The sequence below is a fragment of the Amycolatopsis iheyensis genome (assembly GCF_024703995.1).
GTDB classification, from domain to species: Bacteria; Actinomycetota; Actinomycetes; order Mycobacteriales; family Pseudonocardiaceae; genus Amycolatopsis; species Amycolatopsis iheyensis.
Window position 1 is genome coordinate 316,285 of record NZ_JAMXQV010000007.1, and the last position, 20,695, is coordinate 336,979.

The following is a 20,695-nucleotide window of genomic DNA, read 5'->3' on the forward strand; positions in this document are numbered from 1 at the left end:
CCACCGGCGAGGCACGTATAACAGTAGTTGTGACTGATGGCCCGCTGATCGTCCAGTCCGACAAGACCGTGCTGCTGGAGGTCGACCACCCCCAGGCCGGCGACGCGCGCGTCGCGATCGCGCCGTTCGCCGAGCTCGAACGCGCGCCGGAGCACGTGCACACCTACCGGATCACGCCGCTGGCGTTGTGGAACGCGCGTGCCGCGGGGCACGACGCCGAGCAGGTCGTCGACGCGCTGACGACGTACTCGCGCTTCCCGGTGCCGCAGCCGCTGCTGATCGACGTCGTCGACGTGATGGGCCGGTTCGGCCGGCTGCAGATCGCCAACCACCCGGCGCACGGGCTGGTCATGTCGACCACCGACCGCGCGGTGCTGACCGAGGTCGCCCGCAACAAGAAGATCAGCCCGATGCTGGGCGCGAAGATCGACGAAGACACCGTCATCGTGCACCCGAGCGAGCGCGGGCGGCTGAAGCAGGCGCTGCTGAAGGTCGGCTGGCCGGCCGAGGACCTCGCCGGCTACGTCGACGGCGAAGCGCACCCGATCGCACTCGACGAGCAGGACTGGCACCTGCGCGACTACCAGCGGATGGCCGCGGAAGCGTTCTGGGCGGGCGGCTCCGGCGTCGTCGTGCTGCCGTGCGGCGCGGGCAAGACGCTGGTCGGCGCGGCGGCCATGGCGAAGGCCCAGGCGACGACGCTGATCCTGGTGACGAACACCGTCGCCGGCCGGCAGTGGAAGCGCGAGCTGATCGCGCGGACGTCGCTGACCGAGGAGGAGATCGGCGAGTACTCCGGTGAGAAGAAGGAGATCCGGCCGGTCACCATCGCCACCTACCAGGTGATCACCCGCAAGACCAAGGGCGAGTACCGGCACCTGGAGCTGTTCGACTCGCGCGACTGGGGCCTGGTCGTCTACGACGAGGTCCACCTGCTGCCGGCGCCGGTGTTCCGGATGACGGCGGACCTGCAGTCGCGCCGCCGCCTCGGCCTGACCGCGACGCTGGTGCGCGAGGACGGCCGCGAGGGCGACGTCTTCTCGCTGATCGGCCCGAAGCGCTACGACGTGCCGTGGCGCGACATCGAGGCGCAGGGCTGGATCGCGCCGGCGGAGTGCACCGAAGTCCGCGTCACGCTGACGGACGCGGAGCGGCTCGAGTACGCGACGGCGGAGGCCGACGAGCGCTACAAGCTGGCCGCGACCGCGCAGACGAAGACGCCGGTGATCAAGTCGATCGTCGAGAAGCACGCCGGCGAGCCGACCCTGGTGATCGGCGCGTACCTCGACCAGCTCGAGATGCTCGGCGACGAGCTCGACGCCCCGGTCATCCAGGGCGCGACGAAGAACAAGGAGCGCGAGGAGCTCTTCGACAAGTTCCGCCGGGGCGAGATCCGGACGCTGGTGGTGTCGAAGGTGGCGAACTTCTCGATCGACCTGCCGGAAGCGTCGGTGGCGATCCAGATTTCGGGCACGTTCGGCTCGCGCCAGGAGGAAGCCCAGCGCCTGGGCCGGCTGCTGCGCCCGAAGGGCGACGGCCGCCAAGCCCACTTCTACTCGATCGTCTCGCGTGACACGGTCGACACGGAGTACGCGGCCCACCGGCAGCGGTTCCTGGCGGAGCAGGGCTACGCGTACCACATCGTGGACGCCGACGACCTGCTTCGGCCGCTCTAGGCGGGCTTCTCGAGAAGCACCTTCGCTTCGGCGGCCGCCTCGACGGCGGTCCCGTCGGCGTTCAGCTGCGCCAGGACCCGCTCGATCGCGGCGGCTTCGCGCTCGTCGCGAAGCACGCCATCGGCCACGTCGGCCAGCTCGTGCACCGCCCACGGCATGCTCCGGTCCGGCTTCGCGAGTTCCGTGAGGAGCTCGACCAGCCGTCCCCGGGCCTGCGGCCGTCGCACGCCCGACTGGGCGGCCCGCATCCGGTTCCACCGCTCGGCCGCCTGCCGGGCTTCGTCCTCGGACTCCCACAGCCGCACCGCCCGGTCGGCCAGCGGCAGACCGAGCTCGCGCAGGACGGCCGGGCTGTAGACGCCGCGCACCCGGAAGCCCGTGAGGTGGTGGCGCCCGACGACCAGCCGGGCGAGCCGCTCGCACCCCCGGCCGCCGCGGTGGTGTCCGAGGACGACCACGCTGTCCCCGCCGTCGCCCCACTGGGGCGGCAGCACCCACACCTTCGCTCCGGGTGCGAAGTGCTCAAGGCCGCGCTGGACGTCTTCGCCGCCTTCGCCGTGCGTTGTCTCGGCGAGCAAGCCGGCCACTCCTTCGGCCCAGCGAATCGTCACAGGAGCAACTTCCGCCACTTGCTTCTCTTTCAACGCCCCGACCTGCGGTTTCTCCGATTCACTCGAACGGATGAGCGGGTAGAACGCTGGAAATTGTCGGACCCTCGAACTACTGTTCGACATGCACCAGCCGAACACAAGTTCGAGGGGACGTCATGACGATCGCACCGCTCCGCCCCGGTACACCCGCGCCGCCGGTCCAGACCCTGCCACCGGGGTCGTGGCATGGCCGGCTGTGGGTGTCCGACCTGCCGCTGACCCGGCCCGAGCGGTATCTCGGCTGCGTGGCCGAGTTCGAGCGGTCGGGGCTGTGGCCGGTGCTGATCCCGCACGACCAGCGCTTCGCGGCGAACGGCGAGGACTGGATCGACGACCGGGGCCGCCTGTCCCCGGCCGGGCACCGGGTGGCGGGGGTCGACCCGGCGCAGGCGCTGGACCGCTGGTGGGACGCGTCCTGCTGCGATGGCGCGTGCCTGCGCCCGTTCGGTGCCCGCTTCCCCGGGCTGGCCAAGCGCAGCCCGCGCAGGTCCGATCCGCTGGCGGAGGCGGGCAACACGGGCTCGATCCTGGCCGCGCGTGGCCCGCACCGGCTCGGGCTGGTCCAGACCGAGCGCCCGGCGGACATCCCGGCCCTGCTGGGCTGGACGGGCATGATCAAGTGCACCGACCAGGTGGCGGAGCTGTCGGCGGTGTTGCGTAGCTGGGAGGAGCGCTTCGGCGCGACGCTGGTGGTGCTGGGGTTCGACACGCTCGAGCTGTCGGTGTCGGCGCCGCCGAGGAACCAGGCGCGGGCGTTGAGCGTCGCGGCGGAGCACCGCGCGTTCAGCCTGCCGACCTTCGCCGGGCAGCCGGGAAATCTGCGGGAGTACGCGTCCGGGTTGGTCCAGTCGCGGATGTGGCGGTTCTCTTGGGCTTGAAGCGGCGCGGGTGGGCGAACGGGCCGGTGAGACGGCCGTCCGTGAAGTCGGGTCAGCTGTCCCGACCCGCGGTCCACCGGTCCGGATGGCGCCTCCGTTCCGGCGTTTGGCCGCCGGGTCGAGCGGGCATCACCGAGCGCGGGAAGGCGGTGAGAGCGATCGCCGAAATCCGGATCGGCACGTCGGGCTGGCGCTATCCGCCGTGGCGCGGGGTCTTCTACCCCGAAGGTCTCGTGCAGCGGCGAGAGCTCGAGTACCTGTCGCGGCGGCTGAACGCGGTCGAGATCAACGGCTCGTTCTACTCGCTGCAGCGGCCCGAGCGCTTCCGCGCGTGGTTCGAAGAGACCCCGGCGGACTTCCTCTTCGCCGTGAAGGGCGGCCGTTTCATCACCCACCTGAAGCAGCTGCGCGACGTCGAGACGGCGTTGGCCAACTTCTACGCGTCCGGCGTCCTGGCGCTCGGCGCGAAGCTCGGCCCGTTCCTCTGGCAGCTCCCACCACGGCTGACGTTCGACCCGGATCGGCTCGCGAACTTCTTCGCGCTCCTGCCGCGCACGACGACCGAGGCCGCACAGCTGGCCGCGAAGCACGACGACAAGCTGAAGGGCGCCGCCCACCTCGAACCCGGGCCGCGGCGGCCGCTGCGGCACGCGCTCGAGGTGCGGCACCCGTCGTTCGCGGCGCCCGCCGCCCGGGATTTGCTGCGCGAGCACGGGATCGCGCTCGTCGTGGCCGACACCGCGGGCAAGTGGCCGTTCCTGGAGGACCAGACCGCGGATTTCGCGTACCTCCGCCTCCACGGCGACGAAGAGCTGTACGTGAGCGGCTATTCGGACCGGGCGCTGCGGAGGTGGGCGGAGAAGATCCACACCTGGCACGAAGACGGCCGCCGGGACGTGCACGTCTACTTCGACAACGACGTGAAGGTCGAGGCGCCCCGCAACGCCGAGACGCTCGCGAAGCTGCTGGGTGTGGCTTCGCGAACGAGACAGTGAGCGGACAGTGAGCGCCATCGACCAGAGTGAACAAGCGGGCCGGACCGGCTTGCGTGCTGTCGCTGGGGGTCGGCACGCGAGCGGTCCGCCCACCTCTTTCCGGTGCCCGCGCCCGACGACTTCCGGCTCCGATCACGCGAGTTCCGGCTTGAATCACGCACTCACGTGATTGAAGCCGGAACTCAGCCCGCCGCGCCCACCAACGCCGCCAGTTTCGCCCGCACGTCGTCCGCGTCCGGGTGGCCCAGCTCCGTCAGCAACCGCACCGAGCGGAGCCAGCACTCCCGGGCCAGCGCCGGCTCCCCGTACCGCACGTGGATCGTCCCCAGCTGGGCCAGGACGTCCGCCGCCTCGTACTGCTCGTCCATCGCGAAGAACATCTCCACCGACTCGCGGATGCAGGCGATCCCCTCGTCGAGGCGGCCCAAGCCGACCAGGGCCAAGCCGCGCGTGTGCTGCGTGAACCGGGTGTCCACCGGCCGGCCGTCGGGGCCGAGGATCGCCAGCGCCGCGTCGGCCAGCCGCAGGGCCTGCTCGTGGTCGCCCATCGACGTGCAGATGTCCCCCAGCGCCCGCAGCACACTCGCTTCGAACGCCCCCAACCCCAGCGACCGCACGATCTCCAGCGCCTGCATCCCGTGCTCGTACGCCCAGGCGTAGTCGTCGAGGTTGTGCGCCGCCATCGCCAGGTTGTACTGCGCCCGCGCCTCGCCCTCGCGCGCGCCGAGCTCGCGCTGGATCGCCAGCACCTGCTCCAGGTACCGCCGCGACTCCTCGTAGTCCCGGGCCACCCCGTTGACCACCCCGAGCCCGCTGAGGATGCCCGCCTCACCCGGCCGGTGCCCGCTCGCCCGCGCGGCTTCGAGCGCCACCTCGAACACCGCACGCCAGTCGGCGAGCCGCGAGCGCGTCACGAAGTAGCTCTGCAGCAGCCACGCCAGCTTCCAGCAGACGTCGTCCCGGCGCCGCCGCGCCAGGTGCACCGCCGCGATCAGGTTGCCGGACTCCTCGTCGAACCAGTCCAACGCGTCGTGGTGGCCGGCGAACGACAGGCCACCTTCGACCGAGTCGAGCTCCAGCAGCCGGTAGTAGCGCTCGGGCCGCATCCGCCGCGACGCGCTCAGCGCCGAGGCCAGGTACCAGTCCAGCAGCCGGTCCAAAGCCGCTTCGCGCTGCGAAGCCGAATCAACCTGCGAAGCGACTTCGCCCGCGTACGCCCGGATCAAGTCATGGAACTGGTAACGCCCCGGCCGCGGCTGGGCGAGCAAGTGCGCGGTGGCCAGGGTTTCCAGCATCGGCCGGGTCGCCGCGACGTCGAGACCGGCGACCGCGGCCGCCGCCGGCGCGGTGAAGTCGAGGCCGGTGGGCAGCCCGAGCAGCCGCAGCAACCGCGCCGTCGACGGCTCCAGCGCCTGGTAGGAGTACGAAAACACCGAGCGGATGTTCGTGCCTTCGCCGTCGGCGAGGTCGAACGAGCCGAGCAGGTCGGTCTCGAGCGAGTCGACGAACTCGTCGAGCGCCAGGTCCGGGAACTGCGCCGCCCGCACGGCGAGGATCCGGATCGCCAGCGGCAACCCACCGCAGTAGCGCACGAACCGCTCGGTCGCGGCCGGGTCGCGTGCGACGCGGTCGAGGCCGATCGTCGCCGCGAGCAGCTCGACGGCGTCTTCTTCGCCGAGCTCCTCCAGCGCCACCCGCCGCGCGTCGTGCGTCGCGACGAGCGCCCGCAGCTGCCAGCGGCTGGTGAGCACGACCAGGCAGCCCGGCCCGGGCAGCAGCGGGACGACCTGCTCGGTGCGGTTGGCGTTGTCGAGCAGGATCAGCAGCCGCCGCCCGGCGCTGTGCGTGCGCCAGCTCGCCGCGCGGCCGTCGAGGTCGTCCGGGATGGCGTCGCACGGCACGCCGAGCGCGGTGAGCATCGCGTCGAGCGCCGCCAACGGCTCGACCGGCTCGCCGGGCCCGTAGCCACGCAGGTTGAGGTAGACCTCGCCGCCGGGGAACCGGTCGGCGATCTCGTGCGCGAAGTGCACGGCCAGCGTCGTCTTGCCGACGCCGGCCATGCCCTCGACCGACGCGATCGTCGTCGACGTCCCGGCGTCGATCGCCTCGGGCAGCAGCGCGTGCAACGCCTTGAGGTCGCACTCGCGGCCGGAGAAGTTCGGCAGGTCGGCGGGCAGCTGGTGCGGCACCTGCGGTTCGGCGCCGAGCCGGTAGCGCGCCGTGGCCCCGTCGTCGGCGGCGCCGGTGAGGATCGCCTGGCGGGTGTGCTGCAGCGACGGCCCGGGGTCGAGCCCGAGCTCCTCGGCCAGCACGGCGCTGATCCGGCGGTGGACCTCGAGCGCCTCGGCCTGGCGCCCCGACCGGTAGAGGGCGACCATCAGCTGTTCGTGCAGCCGCTCCCGCAGCGGGTTTTCCCTGGCCAGCCGGGTCAGTTCGGGGACGACCGTGCCGTACTCGCCGACGTCGAGCAGCGCGTCGGCCCACTGCTCGCGCACGCGCAGCCGTTCCTCGGCCAGCTGGCCGGCCTCGTCGCGGTGCAGCGCGTCCGACTCGACGTTCAGCAGCGCCGGGCCGCGCCACTGCGCGAGCGCGTCGGCGAAGTGCCCGGCCGCCTCGCGGCTCTCGCCGCGGTCCTTCGCGGCCTTGCCCCGGGCGGCGAGGGCGCGAAACCGGGAGAGGTCGAGCAGGCCGTCCTCGAGCTCGATCAGGTAGCCGCCGCTTTCGGTGCGGATGGCGACCTGGTCGCCGAGCGCCCGGCGCAGGCGCAGCACGTACGTCTGGAGCGCGCCCTTCGAGCGGCGGCGGTCGTCGGCCCACAGCCAACGGCCGAGCTCGTCGACCGGCACGACCCGGTTCGCGCGCAGCAGAAGCCCGGCCAGCACGATCAACGGCCGGCTGCCCCCGAGCGGTACCGGGCGGCCGTCGGCCGTGACCTCGGCCGGACCCAGCACGCGGAAATCGAGGACCACGACGTCATTCTGACCGGTTACGCGGAGTTCGGCACCTGTTTGCGAAACCCGGGACGGTGGCATGATCGACGCTGATGAACGTGTACGCGATCCCCCTGCGCAACCGCTTCCGCGGCATCACGGTCCGTGAGGGCATGCTGCTGCGCGGTCCGGCGGGCTGGGGTGAGTTCTGCCCGTTCGCCGACTATTCGGACGCCGAGAGCGTGCCGTGGCTGCGGGCGGCGGTCGAAGCGACCGAAGCCGGCTGGCCGACGCCGGTGCGTGACCGGGTCGAGGTGAACACGACCGTGCCGGTGGTCACGCCGGAGAAGGCGTACGACCTGGTCCGCGCGTCCGGCTGCCGCACGGCCAAGGTGAAGGTCGCGGACCCGCGCTCGTCGCTGACGGACGACTGCGACCGGGTGGCGGCGGTCCGCGACGCGCTGGGCCCGGCGGGCGCGATCCGCGTCGACGCGAACACGGCCTGGGACGTCGACACGGCGGTCCGCGCGATCACCGACCTCGACAAGGCGGCGGGTGGGCTGGAGTACGCGGAGCAGCCGGTCCCGTCGATCGAGGATCTGGCGGCGGTCCGGCGCCGGGTGCCGGTGCGCATCGCGGCCGACGAGTCGATCCGGCGCGCGGAGGACCCGCTGAAGGTGGCGGTGGCGGGCGCGGCGGACATCGCGGTCCTGAAGGTGGCCCCCCTGGGCGGCGTGCGGCGCGCGCTGGAGGTCGCGGAGGCGTGCGGCCTGCCGTGCGTGGTGTCGTCGGCGGTGGAGACGAGCGTCGGCCTGGCCGCCGGCCTCGCTCTGGCGGGGGCGTTGCCTTCCCTGGAGTTCGCATGTGGACTGGGGACGATTTCGTTGCTGGAAGGCGACGTCTGCGTGCCGTCACTGTCCCCTGTGGACGGATATCTCCCGGTGCTCCACCAGGCACCGGAGCCGACGGACGCCTACCCGGCCTCGGCCGAGGTGCAGGCCGCGTGGCAAGCCAGACTTCAGAGGGTGCGCGGCTTCTCGTGAGTGGTTAGGGCGGTTAGAACCGCCCTAACCACTCACGACCTCAGGCTGCTTGCCAGGTCTGGCCGTAGGCGCGCACCAGCCACTGGTCGGCCCAGGCGTGGTCCGGCTGCTCCGGCAGCGGTGACGTGTCCAGGACCAGCCGCTCGAGCCGGTCTTCCAGCTCGGCCGCGACGTCGATGGCCTCCTGCTGCGTGTGCTTCCCGCGGCGCAGGTCCCGCAGCCAGCCAAGCCACGGCTCGGCGATCGGCAGTGTCATCCGGCCGGTCTCGAGCAGCTCGACGCCCTGCACGCCGAGCCGCACCATGTGCATGGCGTACTTGGTGTCGAAGCCGTACTTCTCGATCAGCTCCGGCCGGTTGACCTTGATCGCGCCGTCGAGCATCCGCTGCCGCTGGGTACGCAGGTACCCGGCGAACCGCAGCCCGGCCTGGCGCGACAGGATCCGCTCGGCGTTCGCGCGCAGCTCGTGGCCGAGCTCGCTGATCCGCACGATCTCGTGATCCGGCACGAACAGCGGCAGCAGGATCGTGGGGTTCCCGGTCAGCGCGAGGCGCATCCACTTGCGCAGCGAGTAGACGATGAGGTCGAGATCCCCGGGCCCGGACCGCACGCCTTCGGGCTGGGTGCGGAAGATGTACTGCTCGAAGCGCCGAAGCCCGCTGACGTACTCGGCCGGCTCCACGCACAGCCCCATTTCGTCACGGTCATCCTGACCATCGACGGCGGTACCGTGCAGCCCGGACCCGACCTGGCAACGCAGGATGGTGCCCCGCTCGGCGATCGCGGCGAACTCGGGATTGTCGTGCTTCATGGTCGAAAGTTGTACCGGCCGGGCGCTGGGGACAGCACCTGGTTTTCGGGCGCGCGCTCTCGGCCGGAACGGCTGCGCACGGACACTTGCCTCGCCCGGCAACGGAACCCCGCTGCTCGGTCGTTTCCAGGAGTGGCTGCGACACCGAGTCATTCTGCGCCGGTTTCCGGATGCGGTCGACCACCGGCGGAAGCCGGCCCCCGGGCACTTCCCCGAGGACAACTTCAGGGTCCGGCTCCGGGCCCTTCCCGATGTGGCCGCACCCCGCCCGGAGCCACTATTGAGCCATGACGAACAGCGTGTACACCCCGGAAACCACCAAGAAGCTCCGCCGCAGCCAGTCCGACAAGATGCTCACCGGTGTCTGCGGTGGCTGGGCCACCTACCTCGGCATCGACGCCAACGTGCTCCGCATCGGCATGGTCGCCGCCGTCTTTCTCTCCGTCGGGATTGCCATTCCGGTCTACGTCGCCGCCGCGATCCTGACTCCCGAAGAGGACTCCTGACCCGGGCGGGCGCCGGCTCGCAGGGGGAGCCGACGCCCGCCGGATGACGGGGTGTGCCGCAGGACCGGTCCGGGCGTCGGGGGACGCCGGGCCGGTGGCCGGTTCTCGGGGGAACCGGTGTGAACGGCCCGGACGCCAAGGGGACGTCCGGGCCGTTCGGCGTAGTGGCCTGCGCCGACCAGCGCAAAAGCCGAACACCTACGCCGGAAAACGAGCTAGGGTTCGCGCTCGTGGATCAAGGGAGCAGGACGGCCGCCAAGGTCGTCGTCGGGATCTTGGGCGGCCTGTACCTGATCGCCGGGCTCGGCCTCACCGCTTTCGCCGCCTTCTTCGCGCTCGCCTTCAACGATACCGGCAGCACCACCGTCACCAAGACCGTGCTCTACACCGCCGCCGCGCTGGCCATCTGGATCCTGCTCACCGGGATCGGCGCCATCGTCGTCGCGATGGAAGCCGAAGAGGCCAGCACCGCCTGGCTCGGGGGCCTCGGCGTGCTCGCGCTCGGCGTCGTCATCCTCGGCGCCTACGCCGTGTGGTTCTTCACCAAGCCATAAGAAAAGCCCGGCCCGCCGAAGCGGACCGGGCTTCCCGGCAAAGCAGCGAACTCAGAAGTCCATGCCACCCATGCCACCGGACGGGTCGGCGGGAGCGGCCGAAGCCTTCTCCGGCTTGTCCGCCACGACGGCCTCGGTGGTCAGGAACAGCGCCGCGATGGACGCGGCGTTCTGCAGCGCGGAACGGGTGACCTTCGTCGGGTCCGGCACGCCGGCGGCGAGCAGGTCCTCGTAGACACCCGTGGCGGCGTTGAGGCCGTGACCCTGCGGCAGACCCTTGACCTTCTCCACGACAACGCCACCTTCGAGGCCGGCGTTGATGGCGATCTGCTTGAGCGGGGCCTCGACGGCCACCTTGACGATGTTGGCGCCAGTGGCCTCGTCGCCCTCGAGCTTCAGGCCCGCGAACGCAGCCTCGGCAGCCTGGATGAGAGCGACGCCACCACCGGCGACGATGCCCTCTTCGACGGCGGCCTTGGCGTTGCGCACCGCGTCCTCGATGCGGTGCTTGCGCTCCTTGAGCTCGACCTCGGTCGCGGCGCCGGCCTTGATGACGGCCACGCCGCCGGCCAGCTTCGCGAGCCGCTCCTGCAGCTTCTCGCGGTCGTAGTCCGAGTCCGAGTTGTCGATCTCGGCGCGGATCTGGTTGACGCGACCCTGGATCTGGTCGGCGTCGCCCGCACCCTCGACGATGGTCGTCTCGTCCTTGGTGATGACGGCCTTGCGCGCCTTGCCCAGCAGGGACAGGTCGGCGTTCTCCAGCTTGAGGCCGACGTCCTCGCTGATGACCTGGCCACCGGTCAGGATCGCGATGTCCTGCAGGATCGCCTTGCGGCGGTCACCGAAGCCCGGGGCCTTGACGGCGACGGACTTGAAGGTGCCGCGCATCTTGTTGACGATGAGGGTGGCCAGGGCCTCGCCCTCGACGTCCTCGGCGATGATCAGCAGCGGCTTGCCGGACTGGATGACCTTCTCCAGCAGCGGCAGGACGTCCTTGACGGTGGAGATCTTGGAGCCGAAGAGGAGGATGTAGGGGTCCTCCAGCTCGGCTTCCTGACGCTCCGGGTCCGTCACGAAGTAGCCCGAGATGTAGCCCTTGTCGAAGCGCATGCCCTCGGTGAGCTCGAGCTCGAGCCCGAAGGTGTTGCTCTCCTCGACGGTGACGACGCCTTCCTTGCCGACCTTGTCCAGCGCCTCGGCGATCAGCTCGCCGATGGTGCGGTCAGCGGCCGAGATCGAGGCGGTAGCAGCGATCTGCTCCTTGGTCTCGATCTGGACGGCGGCCTTGTGCAGCTGCTCGGTGACAGCCTCGACGGCCGCCTCGATGCCACGCTTGAGGGAGATGGGGTCGGCGCCGGCGGCGACGTTGCGCAGCCCCTCGCGGACGAGGGCCTGGGCGAGCACGGTGGCGGTGGTGGTGCCGTCACCCGCGACGTCGTCGGTCTTCTTGGCGACCTCCTTGACGAGCTCGGCCCCGATCTTCTCCCACGGGTCCTCGAGCTCGATCTCCTTGGCGATGGAGACACCGTCGTTGGTGATGGTCGGCGCGCCCCACTTCTTTTCGAGCACGACGTTCCGGCCCCGCGGGCCGAGGGTCACCTTGACGGCTTCGGCGAGGGTGTTCAAGCCGCGCTCGAGACCGCGGCGGGCGTCCTCGTCGAACGCGATCAGTTTGGCCATTGCGGTGTGGTCCTCCGGTATTGGGCGCCGCCGCCGCGCTGTGCTTCTGAGCATGCGGCGGCAGCAGGACTCGTTCCTCGGCCAGGCTCGGTGCCCGCGACGGACGACTGCACCCGGGTGGGGGTCAGCCTCACCGTCCCGACCTTTGGCACTCAACGGCGTCGAGTGCCAAGTCCGTGTTTAGCACTCTCAGGGGGAGAGTGCAAGAAGACCTGCTCAGCGCCGCACGATCTCAGGAGCTCGGCTTGATGGAGATCGACGTCGGGGGCGCGTTGAGCGACGACGTCGGGTTGCCCTGGGAGTCACCGCCGGGGCCGACCGGGATGTTCGGCGCCGTCGAGGTGCCGCCACCCCCGCCGCTGCCGCTGTCGGAGAACAGGAAGATCGCGCCGACGACCAGGCCGGCCAGCACGAGGACGCCGAGGGCGATGAAGATCCACTTCTTGCCACCGCCGCTCTTCGGCTGGTGGAACGCGCCCGCGCCGCCCGCGGGCATCGGGGGCCGCAACCGCATCGGGTCCTGGCCGTAGCCGGGCGGCGGGCCCTGCGGCGGCATGCCCGGCTGCTGCGGGTAGCCGTAACCCGGGGGCGGGCCCTGCGGGGGCATCCCCTGGGGCGGCATCCCCTGCGGCGGGTAGCCGTAGCCGGGCGGCGGGCCCTGCGGCGGCATCCCCTGGGGCGGCGGCCCCTGCGGCCCCGGCTGCTGGCCGTAGCCCGGCTGCTGCTGTCCTCCGTACGGGTGCACGGGGGCCCCCTCTCCCTGCGGTGCCGTGGTCTGGTGCGGTCCTTGTTGTACCTGACCAGGGCGGGCCGGCGCGGGAACTCCACCCGAATTCGTCCCCGGCGGACCGGGCGGGGTGTCGGAGGCGGCCTGGGGACCGAGCGCGCGGCGCGCGGCCGCGACCATCTCGACGCAGCTGGGGTAGCGGTCGGCGGGGTTCTTCGCCATCCCCTTGCGGATGACTTCGTCGATCGCCGGCGGCAGCGCGACCGCGCGCGAGATCGCCGGCGGGTCGCCGTTGAGGTGGCCCTTGATCACCGTCGGCACGTCGCCCTTGAACGGCGGGCTGCCGGTGAGGCAGGCGTAGAGGACGCACGTGAGCGCGTACTGGTCGGTGCGCCCGTCCAGCGGCTCGCCGCGCAGGTGCTCCGGCGCCGCGTACGTGGGCGAGCCGAGGAAGTCGCCACCGCGCGTCCGGTGCCCGGTCGCGCCGCGGCGCGTCAGCCCGAAGTCGGCGACGTAGACGTGCTCGCGCGAGGTCTCCTTCTTCGTCACCAGCACGTTGGCCGGTTTGACGTCCAGGTGGACCAGACCACGGTTGTGCAGTGTGTCGAGCGCGTCCGCGACCTGGTCGAGCATGGTCAGGGCGCGCGCGGGCGCGATGGGACCACCGGAGATCAACCCGGCGAGATCGCCGCCGTCGACCATGCGCATGGCGATGTAGAGCATGCCGTCGAGCTCGCCGAAGTCGTACAGCGGCACGACGTTGGCGTGGTCGATCGCGGACGTGTTGCGCGCCTCGTCGACGAACCGCTCGCGGAACTCGGCGTCGGCCCCGAGGTGGTCACCGATGACCTTCAGCGCCACCTTGCGGCCGAGACGCACGTCCGTGGCCTTGTAGGTCACGCTCATGCCGCCCTTGCCGAGCACCCCGTCGATGCGGTAGTTGCCCAGCCGGCGACCGGTGAGGTCCCCCGACACATCGCCTGTCACGCCCGGCAGCCTAACGCCCCAGGTTCACGGTCTGCCGGGGGTTGGCCAATCGGGTGATCTAGACCTTGCGCACGTCGGCTGCCTGGCTTCGGCCGTCACGACCGGACTGCACTTCGAACTCGACGCGGTCCCCCTCGTCCAAAGTGCGGAATCCTTCGGCCTGAATGGCCGAATAGTGCACGAACACGTCCGGCCCCTCGGTGGATTCGATGAACCCGTAGCCCTTTTCCGAGTTGAACCATTTGACGGTGCCGACAGCCACGGCGCCCTCCCTCAGCACAAAGGATCCGCTGGCCCGAGCGGATGCCAGCGGTGCGAGTGCCAATCACGCTACCGGAATTATTCCCCTCGGCAATGGGCAATTCGTCCGAAGATCACGTGCGCGAAAGGCGCCGGTTCCGCGCTTGCACGAGCACGGTCCCGGGACCCGCGAAGTCGACCGCGAGCCCTTCGCCCGTGCGCAGCGACTGCGCGCCGCCCGGGTCGAGCGCCCGCAGCCGGCACTGCACGGAGTCCGGGTAGGCCAGCAGGTAGTCCGGCCGGACCGTGACCAGCTCGCCCTGCCCCAGTTCGAACGCGTCCACCGGGCCGGGCGCGGCCAGCACGAGCGGGCCGGTCCCGCTGTAGTGCTCGAGGAACCCCGAATCGGCGCCGAAGAGCTGCTGCAGCGGCGCCCAGCCGGGGTCGTGCCGAACCGACGAAGGTCGCACCAGCACCGAGTCGCGGTGCACCGACCAGCCGGTGCCGCCGCCGAGCTCCAGCGGGTAGACGTCGCCGGGGCGCAGTGGCGCGAAGTCGATCCAGCCGCCGTCCGAAGGGGCCGTGTAGACCGCCGTCGTGGTCTTGCCCGCGCGGACGCCGCCGCGGCCGGCCGCGGTCTCGGTCACCCCGAACCGGCTGGCGAGCAACGTCTCGGGCGCGGCCTGCACCGACTCGCCCGGTTCGAGCAGGACGCGGGCGACGCCGAAGCCGGGGGTGTGCCGGGTCTGGACGCGCATCAGCGGGACGGGACGTGCGAGATGATCCAGCTGACCAGCGCGGACGGGTTGCGCGTCTGCGTCATGATCTGGCCGGGGCCGACGAAGTCGAAGACGAGCCCTTCGCCGCTCTTCATGGACTGGATGATGCCCGTCGCGACCTTCCGGATCTGGTACTGCACCGTGTCGGCGTAGGCGACGACGTGCCCGGTGTCGATGGTGACCATCTCGCCCTGCTGCAGCGTCATCGTCTCGACCGCGCCGTAGCAGGAGACGAGCAGCTGGCCCTGGCCGGTGGCGTGGGTGAGGAAGCCGCCCTCGCCGCCCATCAGGTTCTTCATCCCGCCCCACTTGGTCTCGGTCTGCACGCCGTGCGACGACGCGAGCCAGCAGCCGCGGGTGACGGCCCAGCCGGTGCGGCCGTCGAGGGGGATCACCTGGATGTCGCCCGGCAGGTTGGCCGCGACGTCGACCCAGCCGCCGTTCTGCGGCGCGGTGAAGGTGGAGATGAAGAAGGACTCGCCGGAGAGGAAGGCACGGCCGAGGCCCTTCATGATCCCGCCTTGCGACTGGGACTGCACCTGCACGCCGTAGCTGGTGGCCATCATCGCGCCGGACTCCACCTGGCACGGCTCGCCCGGCGCGAGCATGAGCCGCGCGACGGCGAACGAAGGCTGTTGACGGACCTGAACCTGCATGCGTGCTCCCCGGTGGCGTGCTCGTGACGGGGCAGAGTCTTGCACGAGCGCCGGAGGCGGGGAGGATGGTCCGGTGATCTCCGTCGACGACTACCGCGACCGCGTTGCCGCGCTGCTGGGCAGCTCCCCCGCGACCACCCTGCCCCTCGCCGCCGCGGCCGGCCTCGTCCTGGCCGAGGACGTGCGGGCCGGGGTGTCCCTCCCGCCCTTCGACAACTCCGCGATGGACGGTTACGCGGTCCGCGCCGCCGACGTCGGGCGGGCGCCGGTGACGCTGCCGGTCGCCGACGACATCCCGGCGGGCCGCGTCGACGTCCGGCCGCTCGAAGCCGGGACCGCGCACCGGATCATGACCGGCGCGCCGCTGCCCCCCGGCGCGGACGCCGTCGTGATGGTCGAGGACACCGACGGCGGCACCTCGACGGTCACGATCTCCGCCGCGGCCACCGAAGGCGCGCACATCCGGCGCTCCGGCGAGGACGTCCTCTCCGGGACCGTCGCGCTGCACGCGGGAACCGTGCTGGGCCATGCCCAGCTGGGCCTGGCGGCCGCGGTCGGGCTCGCCGAGCTGCGGGTGCGCCGGCCGCTGCGGGTGCTGGTCGCCTCCACCGGCACCGAGCTGATCGACGCGCCGGCGCCGCTGCGCCACGGCCAGATCTACGAGTCCAACAGCGTGATGCTGGCCGCGGCCCTGCGCGAGCTCGGCTGCGAGGTCGAGGTGGTCCGCAGCGTCGTCGACGACGTCGAGGAGTTCCGCAAGGTCATCGAGCCGAAGCTGGCCGACGCCGACCTGCTGGTCACCTCCGGCGGGGTCAGCGCGGGCGCGTACGAAGTGGTGAAGGACGCGTTGTCCGGCCAGGGCGTCGAGTTCGCGAAAATCGCGATGCAGCCGGGCGGGCCGCAGGGCTGCGGGCGCTGGCAGGGCGTCCCGGTGGTGACGCTGCCCGGCAACCCGGTCAGCGTGCTCGTGTCGTTCGAGGCGTTCCTGCGCCCGGCCATCCTGACGGCAATGGGCCACACCGACGTCTCGCGGCGGCACGTGCGGGCCCGGCTGCTGGAGGCGATGTCCTCGCCCGCCGGCCGCCGCCAGTACCGCCGGGGCGTGTTCACCCCGTCGGAGGGCGAGGTCACCGGGGTCGTCGGGCCGCGCGGCGGGCCGGGCTCGCACCTGCTGGCCGCGTTCACCCAGGCCAACTGCCTGATCGTGCTGCCGGAGGACGTCACATCGGCTGCGGAAGGCGACGAGGTGGACGTACTGCTGCTCTGACCGGGAACTCCCGCAGCCGCGCGAACGGCACCAGCACCACCAGCGCGACGACCATCACCACGCTCGCCACCCACATCGTCTCGCGGACGCCGAGCACCTCGCCCAGCGCGCCGCCGAGGACGCCGGCCAGCGGGATGGTCCCGTAGTTGACGATCGCCGCGCTCGAGTTGATCCGGCTGAACAGCTCGGGCGGGCAGTACTGCTGGCGGAACGTCGTGGTCAGCACGTTCGAGCCGACCACGCCGGCGCACACGCCGAAGTCGGCGAGCACGAACATGACGAGTCCCCAGCCGGGTCGGCTCAGCGGGCCGAGCGCCATCATCGGCGCGGCGCACACCTCGCACAGCAGGAACGCCCGGGCGGCGCCGAACCGCGCCGCCAGCCGGCCGGCGAGCCCCGCGCCGAGGACCCCGCCCACCGCGGCCACCGCCAGGACCAGGCCGACCAGGCCGGGCGCGGCGCCGAGCGTGCGGGACAGGAAGACGATCTGGACCGACGCGTACCCGGTGAGCGCGAGGTTCGAGGCGGCGCCGAAGCACATCAGGGTCCGCAGGTAGCGGTCGCGGCCGACGAACCGGAGCCCTTCGGCGATCTGGCTGCGCAACGGCGTCCGTTCGCGGGGCACCACGGCCTCGCGCACGCGGATCGCCCGCACGCACAGCACGGACACGCCGAAGCTCACGGCGTCGGCGAGGATCCCGCTGACCGGGCCGAACGCCTGCGCCAGCAACCCGGCGAGGCCGGGGCCGCCGACCTGCGTCGCCGATTCGCTGCCCTGCACCTTCGCGTTGGCCTCGAGCAGGGCGTCCTCGCCGACCAGGAGGGGCAGGTAGGCGCGGTAGGCGAGGTTGAAGAAGACCTTCGCGATCCCGCCCAGCAACGCGGCGGCCAGCAGGTACGGCATGGACAGCGCGCCGAAGGCGGCCGCGACCGGGACGCTCCCGAACACCGCCATCGACGCCGCGTTGCAGGTCAGCATGACCGGGCGCTTCGGCAGCCGGTCGACCCAGGCGCCCGCGGGCAGGCCGACGACCAGCCACGGCAGCCAGGCCACCGCGGTCAGGAGGGCGACCTCGAAGGTGCTCGCCCGCAACGTGACCACCGCGACCAGCGGCAACGCCGTGCTCGCGACCATGCTGCCGAGCATGCTGGTGGTCTCGCCGGACCAGAGCAGCCGGAAGTCCCTGTTCCCCCAGAGCCCCTTCACGGCTGACCCAGCGACGCTCGCGCGGCGAAGAACACCGGACGGCGCTCGGCGCCGTCGTCGGGCCGTGGGCGGTCCCGGTATTCGGCGAGCATCGCGACGAGCCGGTCGTTCAGCTCGTCCAGCTCGGCGATGGACAGCCGCGTCCAGCCGTCGATGCTGAACAGCGCGCCCCGCCACTCCTGGGGATAGGTGTCGCGCTTGGCCAGCCACTCGCGGGCCATCGCGTGCTGGTGGTCGAGCGTCAGCACCTCGGCCGCTTCGGCGATCGGGTCGTCGGGGAAGTCCTGCGCGCCCCACTTGATCGCGCTGGACGTCCGCCGCCACCACCGTTCCCGGCGGTCCCTGGCCAGCTCGGGCGCCTCCTCGATGAGCTCACTGCCCGCGAGCACCTTGAGGTGGTGGCTGATGTTCCCCACCGCCTGGCCCGTCCTCTCGGCGAGCATCGACGCCGTCGCCGGGCCGTCGAGGTGCAGCAGGTCCAGCAGGCGGTGGCGCAGCGGGTGCGCGATGGCGGTCAGCGCCTTCGAGTCCCGGATCTCGCGGACGTTCTTCTCTTCCATGACGCACAAGAGTAGTTGTACAAGAGTTCTTGTGCAATACCTCTTGTGCGTCTGCTCGCGTAAGCTCCCGCCATGGGTTTCGTCGTGTGGGTGATCTTCGGCGCGATCGTCGGCTGGGCCGCGAACCTCGTCGTCGGCGGCCGGCGCCGCGAGCGGCAGGGTTGCCTGGTCAGCGTGATCGTCGGCGTCGTCGGCGCGGCGCTCGGCGGGCTGATCTACCGGCTCGCGTCGGGCCGGTCGATGTCGTTCGAGTTCGACTTCCCCAGCTTCGGCGTGGCCATCCTGGGCGCCGTCGTCCTGCTGGCGATCCTGCGGCTCGTGAGCGGTCTCGGCCGTCGACCGGATGACCGCCGGTAACTTTTGCCGGACGAACCGTGATCAACGCGGCTCCGGCGGCTAAACTGCTTCCTCACGCGCATCGCCCGGTGGCCGGGTGCCTGCGCCGTCGGGGGGCGCAGGCACCCGGCCGCGCTTCTTCGCCGCGATGACGACGTCCACGGCGCGCACCGGATCCACGAGCGACGGCACCGGCACCTCGTCGATCTCCCGGCACCACGCGCCCAAGAGCTCGGCGAGGCGGGCGTCGGCGGGATCGTGGTGATCGGTCATCGTCCCCTCACAAACGTCTCGGCAGCGCCCCGAACGGCGTCGACTACTCAGTGTTGTCGCCGAATTCGACCTTGTGTTACCGGGATGTGGCCGCTCCCACCCGCTGCGGGGACACCCTCACGAGGGAGCCGACCAGGGGCACGCGCCGGGCCCCGCCTGGGGCAGCGGTAGCGTGGTGGCGCCCGTACGCGGTCGCCGGACCCCGGCGCCGACAGTTCTTCCGACACGAAACCAGGGGACCCGACCATGAGCGGCACCCGGCCGGATTCCGCCGGCAACCCCGTCGCGCACGCCCTCCAGCTCGCCCGCGAGACGTTGCCGCCGATGCACCCGGCCGGCCGCCCGTTCGTGGCGGGCGGAGTCGCCGCGACGCTGCTCGCGCGCCGGTTCTCCAAGCGCCTGGGCGTCCTCGGCGCGCTGACGACCGTGGCGATGGCCGCGTTCTTCCGCGAGCCGAAGCGGGTCCCGCCGCCGCGTGACGGCGTCGCGCTGGCCTCGGCCGACGGTCTCGTGTCGCTGATCGAGGAAGCCGTCCCGCCCGCCGAGCTGGGCCTGCCGGCCGAGCCGCGGATGCGCGTGTCGGTGTTCCTCTCGGTGTTCGACGTGCACGTCCAGCGCGTGCCGGCGAACGGCGTGATCGAGCGCGTCGCCTACCGGCCGGGCAAGTTCCTCTCCGCCGACCTGGACAAGGCCAGCGACGACAACGAACGCAACTCCGTGCTGATGCGCACCGAAGACGGCCACGAGCTCGTCGTCGTGCAGATCGCCGGGCTGGTCGCGCGCCGCATCCTCTGCGAGATCCGCGAGGGCGACAAGGTCGGCGCCGCCTCGACGTACGGCATCATCCGCTTCGGCTCGCGGGTCGACCTCTACCTCCCGCCGGGCTCGCGCGTGCTGGTCAGCAAGGGCCAGCGCACGATCGGCGGCGAGACCGTCATCGCGGAACTCCCTGCCTCGCCTGCGAAGGGCTGATTCGATGGTCCGCGTGACCACCCCCGGCGTCCGGCTGCTGCCGAACGCCATCACCGTGCTGGCGCTGTGCTCGGGCCTCTCGGCCGTGCAGTTCGCGCTGACCAGGAACTTCGCCATGGCGATCGCCGCGATCGGCATCGCGGCGGTGCTCGACAGCCTCGACGGCCGGATCGCCCGCCTCCTCGACGCGACGTCGAAGATGGGCGCGGAGCTGGACTCGCTGTCCGACGGCATCTCGTTCGGCGTCGCGCCGGCGCTGGTCATCTACGTCTGGCAGACCGGCGCGGACCGGATCGGCTGGGTGGCGTCGCTGATCTTCGCCGTCTGCATGATCCTGCGGCTGGCCCGGTTCAACACGCTGCTGGACGACACCGAGCAGCCGGCGTACGCGAGCGAGTTCTTCGTCGGCGTCCCGGCGCCCGCGGGCGGGCTGCTCGGGATGCTGCCGCTGGTGGCGTACCTGCAGTGGGGCGAGGGCTGGTGGTCCTCGCAGTACGTCGTGTGGGCGTGGACGGTCGCCATCGCGGCGCTGCTGATCAGCCGCATCCCGACGTTGTCGCTGAAGACGGTCAAGGCCCCGGCCAAGGCGATCGCCCCGCTGCTGATCGGCGTGGCCCTGCTGGCCGCGGCGATCATCCAGTTCCCGCTGGTCGCGCTGATCGTGGCGATGATCCTGTACCTGGCGCACATCCCGTACTCGGTCTACCGGAACCGCTGGCTGGCCGCGCACCCCGAGGCCTGGACGGTCCCGCCGCGCGAGCGCCGCGCGATCCGCCGCGCCTCCCCCCGCCGCTTGGGCCTGCGGCGCCCGCTGCGCCGCCGCGTCGCGGGCGCGGCAATGCGCGCAGTCCGCCTCCCCCGCAACGGCGAAACAGTCCGAACCCCCCGCGACACCTCCCAGAACGGCCAGCGCCGCCGTTCGTGGCGCCAAATAGGCCTCCGCCGCAAGTGATGCCCGCTAACTCGTA

General features: G+C 71.6%; 21 protein-coding genes. 10 read left to right on the plus strand and 11 right to left on the minus strand.

Translation table 11 applies throughout. The features are described from left to right. Positions 1-29 precede the first annotated feature (29 nt). A complete protein-coding gene (locus M8542_RS16000) occupies positions 30-1,676 on the plus strand; it encodes a DNA repair helicase XPB (RefSeq protein ID WP_257920939.1) in 1,647 nt (548 codons plus the stop codon). Here M8542_RS16000 and M8542_RS16005 read toward each other — a convergent pair. Then, complete coding sequence (locus M8542_RS16005; RefSeq protein WP_257920940.1) at positions 1,673-2,287, minus strand: hypothetical protein; 615 nt, start codon at positions 2,285-2,287, stop codon at positions 1,673-1,675. The two genes, M8542_RS16000 and M8542_RS16005, sit on opposite strands and share 4 nt — an antisense overlap. A gap of 155 nt (positions 2,288-2,442) precedes the next feature. Between M8542_RS16005 and M8542_RS16010 the strand changes: the two genes are divergently transcribed. Both M8542_RS16010 and M8542_RS16015 read left to right on the plus strand, forming a co-directional pair. Next, positions 2,443-3,204 (plus strand): DUF4253 domain-containing protein, encoded by a 762-nt coding sequence (locus tag M8542_RS16010; RefSeq protein ID WP_257920941.1) that lies wholly within the window; start codon positions 2,443-2,445, stop codon positions 3,202-3,204. A 149-nt stretch (positions 3,205-3,353) separates the two neighbouring features. Beyond that, the gene (locus M8542_RS16015; RefSeq protein ID WP_257920942.1) at positions 3,354-4,199 is read left to right on the plus strand and encodes a DUF72 domain-containing protein; all 846 of its coding nucleotides are present in this window, start codon (positions 3,354-3,356) and stop codon (positions 4,197-4,199) included. A 182-nt stretch (positions 4,200-4,381) separates the two neighbouring features. On the opposite strand, the gene M8542_RS16020 is transcribed toward M8542_RS16015, so the two are convergent. Then, positions 4,382-7,168 (minus strand): AfsR/SARP family transcriptional regulator, encoded by a 2,787-nt coding sequence (locus tag M8542_RS16020; protein WP_257920943.1) that lies wholly within the window; start codon positions 7,166-7,168, stop codon positions 4,382-4,384. Positions 7,169-7,242: 74 nt separating this feature from the next. On the opposite strand from M8542_RS16020, the gene M8542_RS16025 reads away from it, so the two are divergent. Continuing rightward, entirely contained in the window at positions 7,243-8,172 is a 930-nt protein-coding gene (locus M8542_RS16025) for an o-succinylbenzoate synthase (protein WP_257920944.1), read from the plus strand. Positions 8,173-8,212: 40 nt separating this feature from the next. Here M8542_RS16025 and M8542_RS16030 read toward each other — a convergent pair whose 3' ends face one another. Then, complete coding sequence (locus tag M8542_RS16030; RefSeq protein ID WP_257920945.1) at positions 8,213-8,983, minus strand: nucleotidyltransferase domain-containing protein; 771 nt, start codon at positions 8,981-8,983, stop codon at positions 8,213-8,215. 287 nt (positions 8,984-9,270) lie between these two features. Here M8542_RS16030 and M8542_RS16035 point away from each other — a divergent pair, with 287 nt between their 5' ends. Further along, complete coding sequence (locus M8542_RS16035) at positions 9,271-9,489, plus strand: PspC domain-containing protein (RefSeq protein ID WP_257920946.1); 219 nt, start codon at positions 9,271-9,273, stop codon at positions 9,487-9,489. 119 nt (positions 9,490-9,608) lie between these two features. Beyond that, on the plus strand, positions 9,609-10,043 hold the full coding sequence (locus tag M8542_RS16040; RefSeq protein WP_257920947.1) for a hypothetical protein: 435 nt from the start codon (positions 9,609-9,611) through the stop codon (positions 10,041-10,043). Between the two features lie 51 nt (positions 10,044-10,094). Here M8542_RS16040 and groL read toward each other — a convergent pair whose 3' ends face one another. The 5 genes from groL to M8542_RS16065 all read right to left on the minus strand — a co-directional run bounded on the left by groL (position 10,095) and on the right by M8542_RS16065 (position 15,112). Next, positions 10,095-11,723 carry a chaperonin GroEL gene (gene groL / locus M8542_RS16045; protein WP_003085442.1) on the minus strand — a complete coding sequence of 543 codons (1,629 nt, stop codon included), beginning with the start codon at positions 11,721-11,723 and terminating at the stop codon, positions 10,095-10,097. A gap of 232 nt (positions 11,724-11,955) precedes the next feature. Further along, positions 11,956-13,437, minus strand: a complete 1,482-nt coding sequence (locus M8542_RS16050; protein ID WP_257920948.1) for a serine/threonine-protein kinase — start codon at positions 13,435-13,437, stop codon at positions 11,956-11,958. Positions 13,438-13,495: 58 nt separating this feature from the next. Further along, positions 13,496-13,699, minus strand: a complete 204-nt coding sequence (locus tag M8542_RS16055) for a cold-shock protein (RefSeq protein ID WP_257920949.1) — start codon at positions 13,697-13,699, stop codon at positions 13,496-13,498. A gap of 112 nt (positions 13,700-13,811) precedes the next feature. Then, positions 13,812-14,435 carry an AIM24 family protein gene (locus M8542_RS16060; RefSeq protein WP_257920950.1) on the minus strand — a complete coding sequence of 208 codons (624 nt, stop codon included), beginning with the start codon at positions 14,433-14,435 and terminating at the stop codon, positions 13,812-13,814. Further along, positions 14,435-15,112 carry a TIGR00266 family protein gene (locus M8542_RS16065; RefSeq protein WP_257920951.1) on the minus strand — a complete coding sequence of 226 codons (678 nt, stop codon included), beginning with the start codon at positions 15,110-15,112 and terminating at the stop codon, positions 14,435-14,437. Before M8542_RS16065 ends, M8542_RS16060 begins: the two co-directional genes overlap by 1 nt. Before the next feature lie 73 nt (positions 15,113-15,185). Between M8542_RS16065 and moeA the strand changes: the two genes are divergently transcribed. Beyond that, the gene (gene moeA / locus M8542_RS16070; RefSeq protein WP_257920952.1) at positions 15,186-16,379 is read left to right on the plus strand and encodes a molybdopterin molybdotransferase MoeA; all 1,194 of its coding nucleotides are present in this window, start codon (positions 15,186-15,188) and stop codon (positions 16,377-16,379) included. On the opposite strand, the gene M8542_RS16075 is transcribed toward moeA, so the two are convergent. Both M8542_RS16075 and M8542_RS16080 read right to left on the minus strand, forming a co-directional pair. Beyond that, on the minus strand, positions 16,333-17,586 hold the full coding sequence (locus M8542_RS16075; RefSeq protein WP_257920953.1) for an MFS transporter: 1,254 nt from the start codon (positions 17,584-17,586) through the stop codon (positions 16,333-16,335). The two genes, moeA and M8542_RS16075, sit on opposite strands and share 47 nt — an antisense overlap. Then, on the minus strand, positions 17,583-18,146 hold the full coding sequence (locus tag M8542_RS16080; protein WP_257920954.1) for a winged helix-turn-helix domain-containing protein: 564 nt from the start codon (positions 18,144-18,146) through the stop codon (positions 17,583-17,585). The genes M8542_RS16075 and M8542_RS16080 overlap by 4 nt, the downstream gene beginning before the upstream one ends. A 72-nt stretch (positions 18,147-18,218) precedes the next feature. On the opposite strand from M8542_RS16080, the gene M8542_RS16085 reads away from it, so the two are divergent. Beyond that, positions 18,219-18,503, plus strand: coding sequence for a GlsB/YeaQ/YmgE family stress response membrane protein (locus tag M8542_RS16085; protein ID WP_257920955.1), 285 nt, complete (start codon positions 18,219-18,221; stop codon positions 18,501-18,503). Between the two features lie 39 nt (positions 18,504-18,542). Here M8542_RS16085 and M8542_RS16090 read toward each other — a convergent pair whose 3' ends face one another. Next, complete coding sequence (locus M8542_RS16090) at positions 18,543-18,755, minus strand: hypothetical protein (RefSeq protein WP_257920956.1); 213 nt, start codon at positions 18,753-18,755, stop codon at positions 18,543-18,545. Between the two features lie 246 nt (positions 18,756-19,001). Between M8542_RS16090 and M8542_RS16095 the strand changes: the two genes are divergently transcribed. Further along, a complete protein-coding gene (locus M8542_RS16095; RefSeq protein ID WP_257920957.1) occupies positions 19,002-19,727 on the plus strand; it encodes a phosphatidylserine decarboxylase in 726 nt (241 codons plus the stop codon). 4 nt (positions 19,728-19,731) lie between these two features. Next, on the plus strand, positions 19,732-20,679 hold the full coding sequence (pssA, locus tag M8542_RS16100; protein WP_257920958.1) for a CDP-diacylglycerol--serine O-phosphatidyltransferase: 948 nt from the start codon (positions 19,732-19,734) through the stop codon (positions 20,677-20,679). The last annotated feature ends 16 nt before the right edge of the window (positions 20,680-20,695 follow it).

Excerpts from the sequence above, each read along its gene's own strand:
- M8542_RS16085 (WP_257920955.1), top strand. The coding sequence starts at position 18,219 with ATGGGTTTCGTCGTGTGGGTGATCTTCGGCGCGATCGTCGGCTGGGCC.
- M8542_RS16090 (WP_257920956.1), bottom strand. The coding sequence starts at position 18,755 with ATGACCGATCACCACGATCCCGCCGACGCCCGCCTCGCCGAGCTCTTG.
- groL (WP_003085442.1), bottom strand. The coding sequence starts at position 11,723 with ATGGCCAAACTGATCGCGTTCGACGAGGACGCCCGCCGCGGTCTCGAG.
- M8542_RS16010 (WP_257920941.1), top strand. The coding sequence starts at position 2,443 with ATGACGATCGCACCGCTCCGCCCCGGTACACCCGCGCCGCCGGTCCAG.
- M8542_RS16065 (WP_257920951.1), bottom strand. The coding sequence starts at position 15,112 with ATGCAGGTTCAGGTCCGTCAACAGCCTTCGTTCGCCGTCGCGCGGCTC.
- M8542_RS16060 (WP_257920950.1), bottom strand. The coding sequence starts at position 14,435 with ATGCGCGTCCAGACCCGGCACACCCCCGGCTTCGGCGTCGCCCGCGTC.
- pssA (WP_257920958.1), top strand. The coding sequence starts at position 19,732 with ATGGTCCGCGTGACCACCCCCGGCGTCCGGCTGCTGCCGAACGCCATC.
- M8542_RS16030 (WP_257920945.1), bottom strand. The coding sequence starts at position 8,983 with ATGAAGCACGACAATCCCGAGTTCGCCGCGATCGCCGAGCGGGGCACC.
- M8542_RS16035 (WP_257920946.1), top strand. The coding sequence starts at position 9,271 with ATGACGAACAGCGTGTACACCCCGGAAACCACCAAGAAGCTCCGCCGC.
- M8542_RS16095 (WP_257920957.1), top strand. The coding sequence starts at position 19,002 with ATGAGCGGCACCCGGCCGGATTCCGCCGGCAACCCCGTCGCGCACGCC.
- M8542_RS16080 (WP_257920954.1), bottom strand. The coding sequence starts at position 18,146 with ATGGAAGAGAAGAACGTCCGCGAGATCCGGGACTCGAAGGCGCTGACC.
- M8542_RS16025 (WP_257920944.1), top strand. The coding sequence starts at position 7,243 with ATGAACGTGTACGCGATCCCCCTGCGCAACCGCTTCCGCGGCATCACG.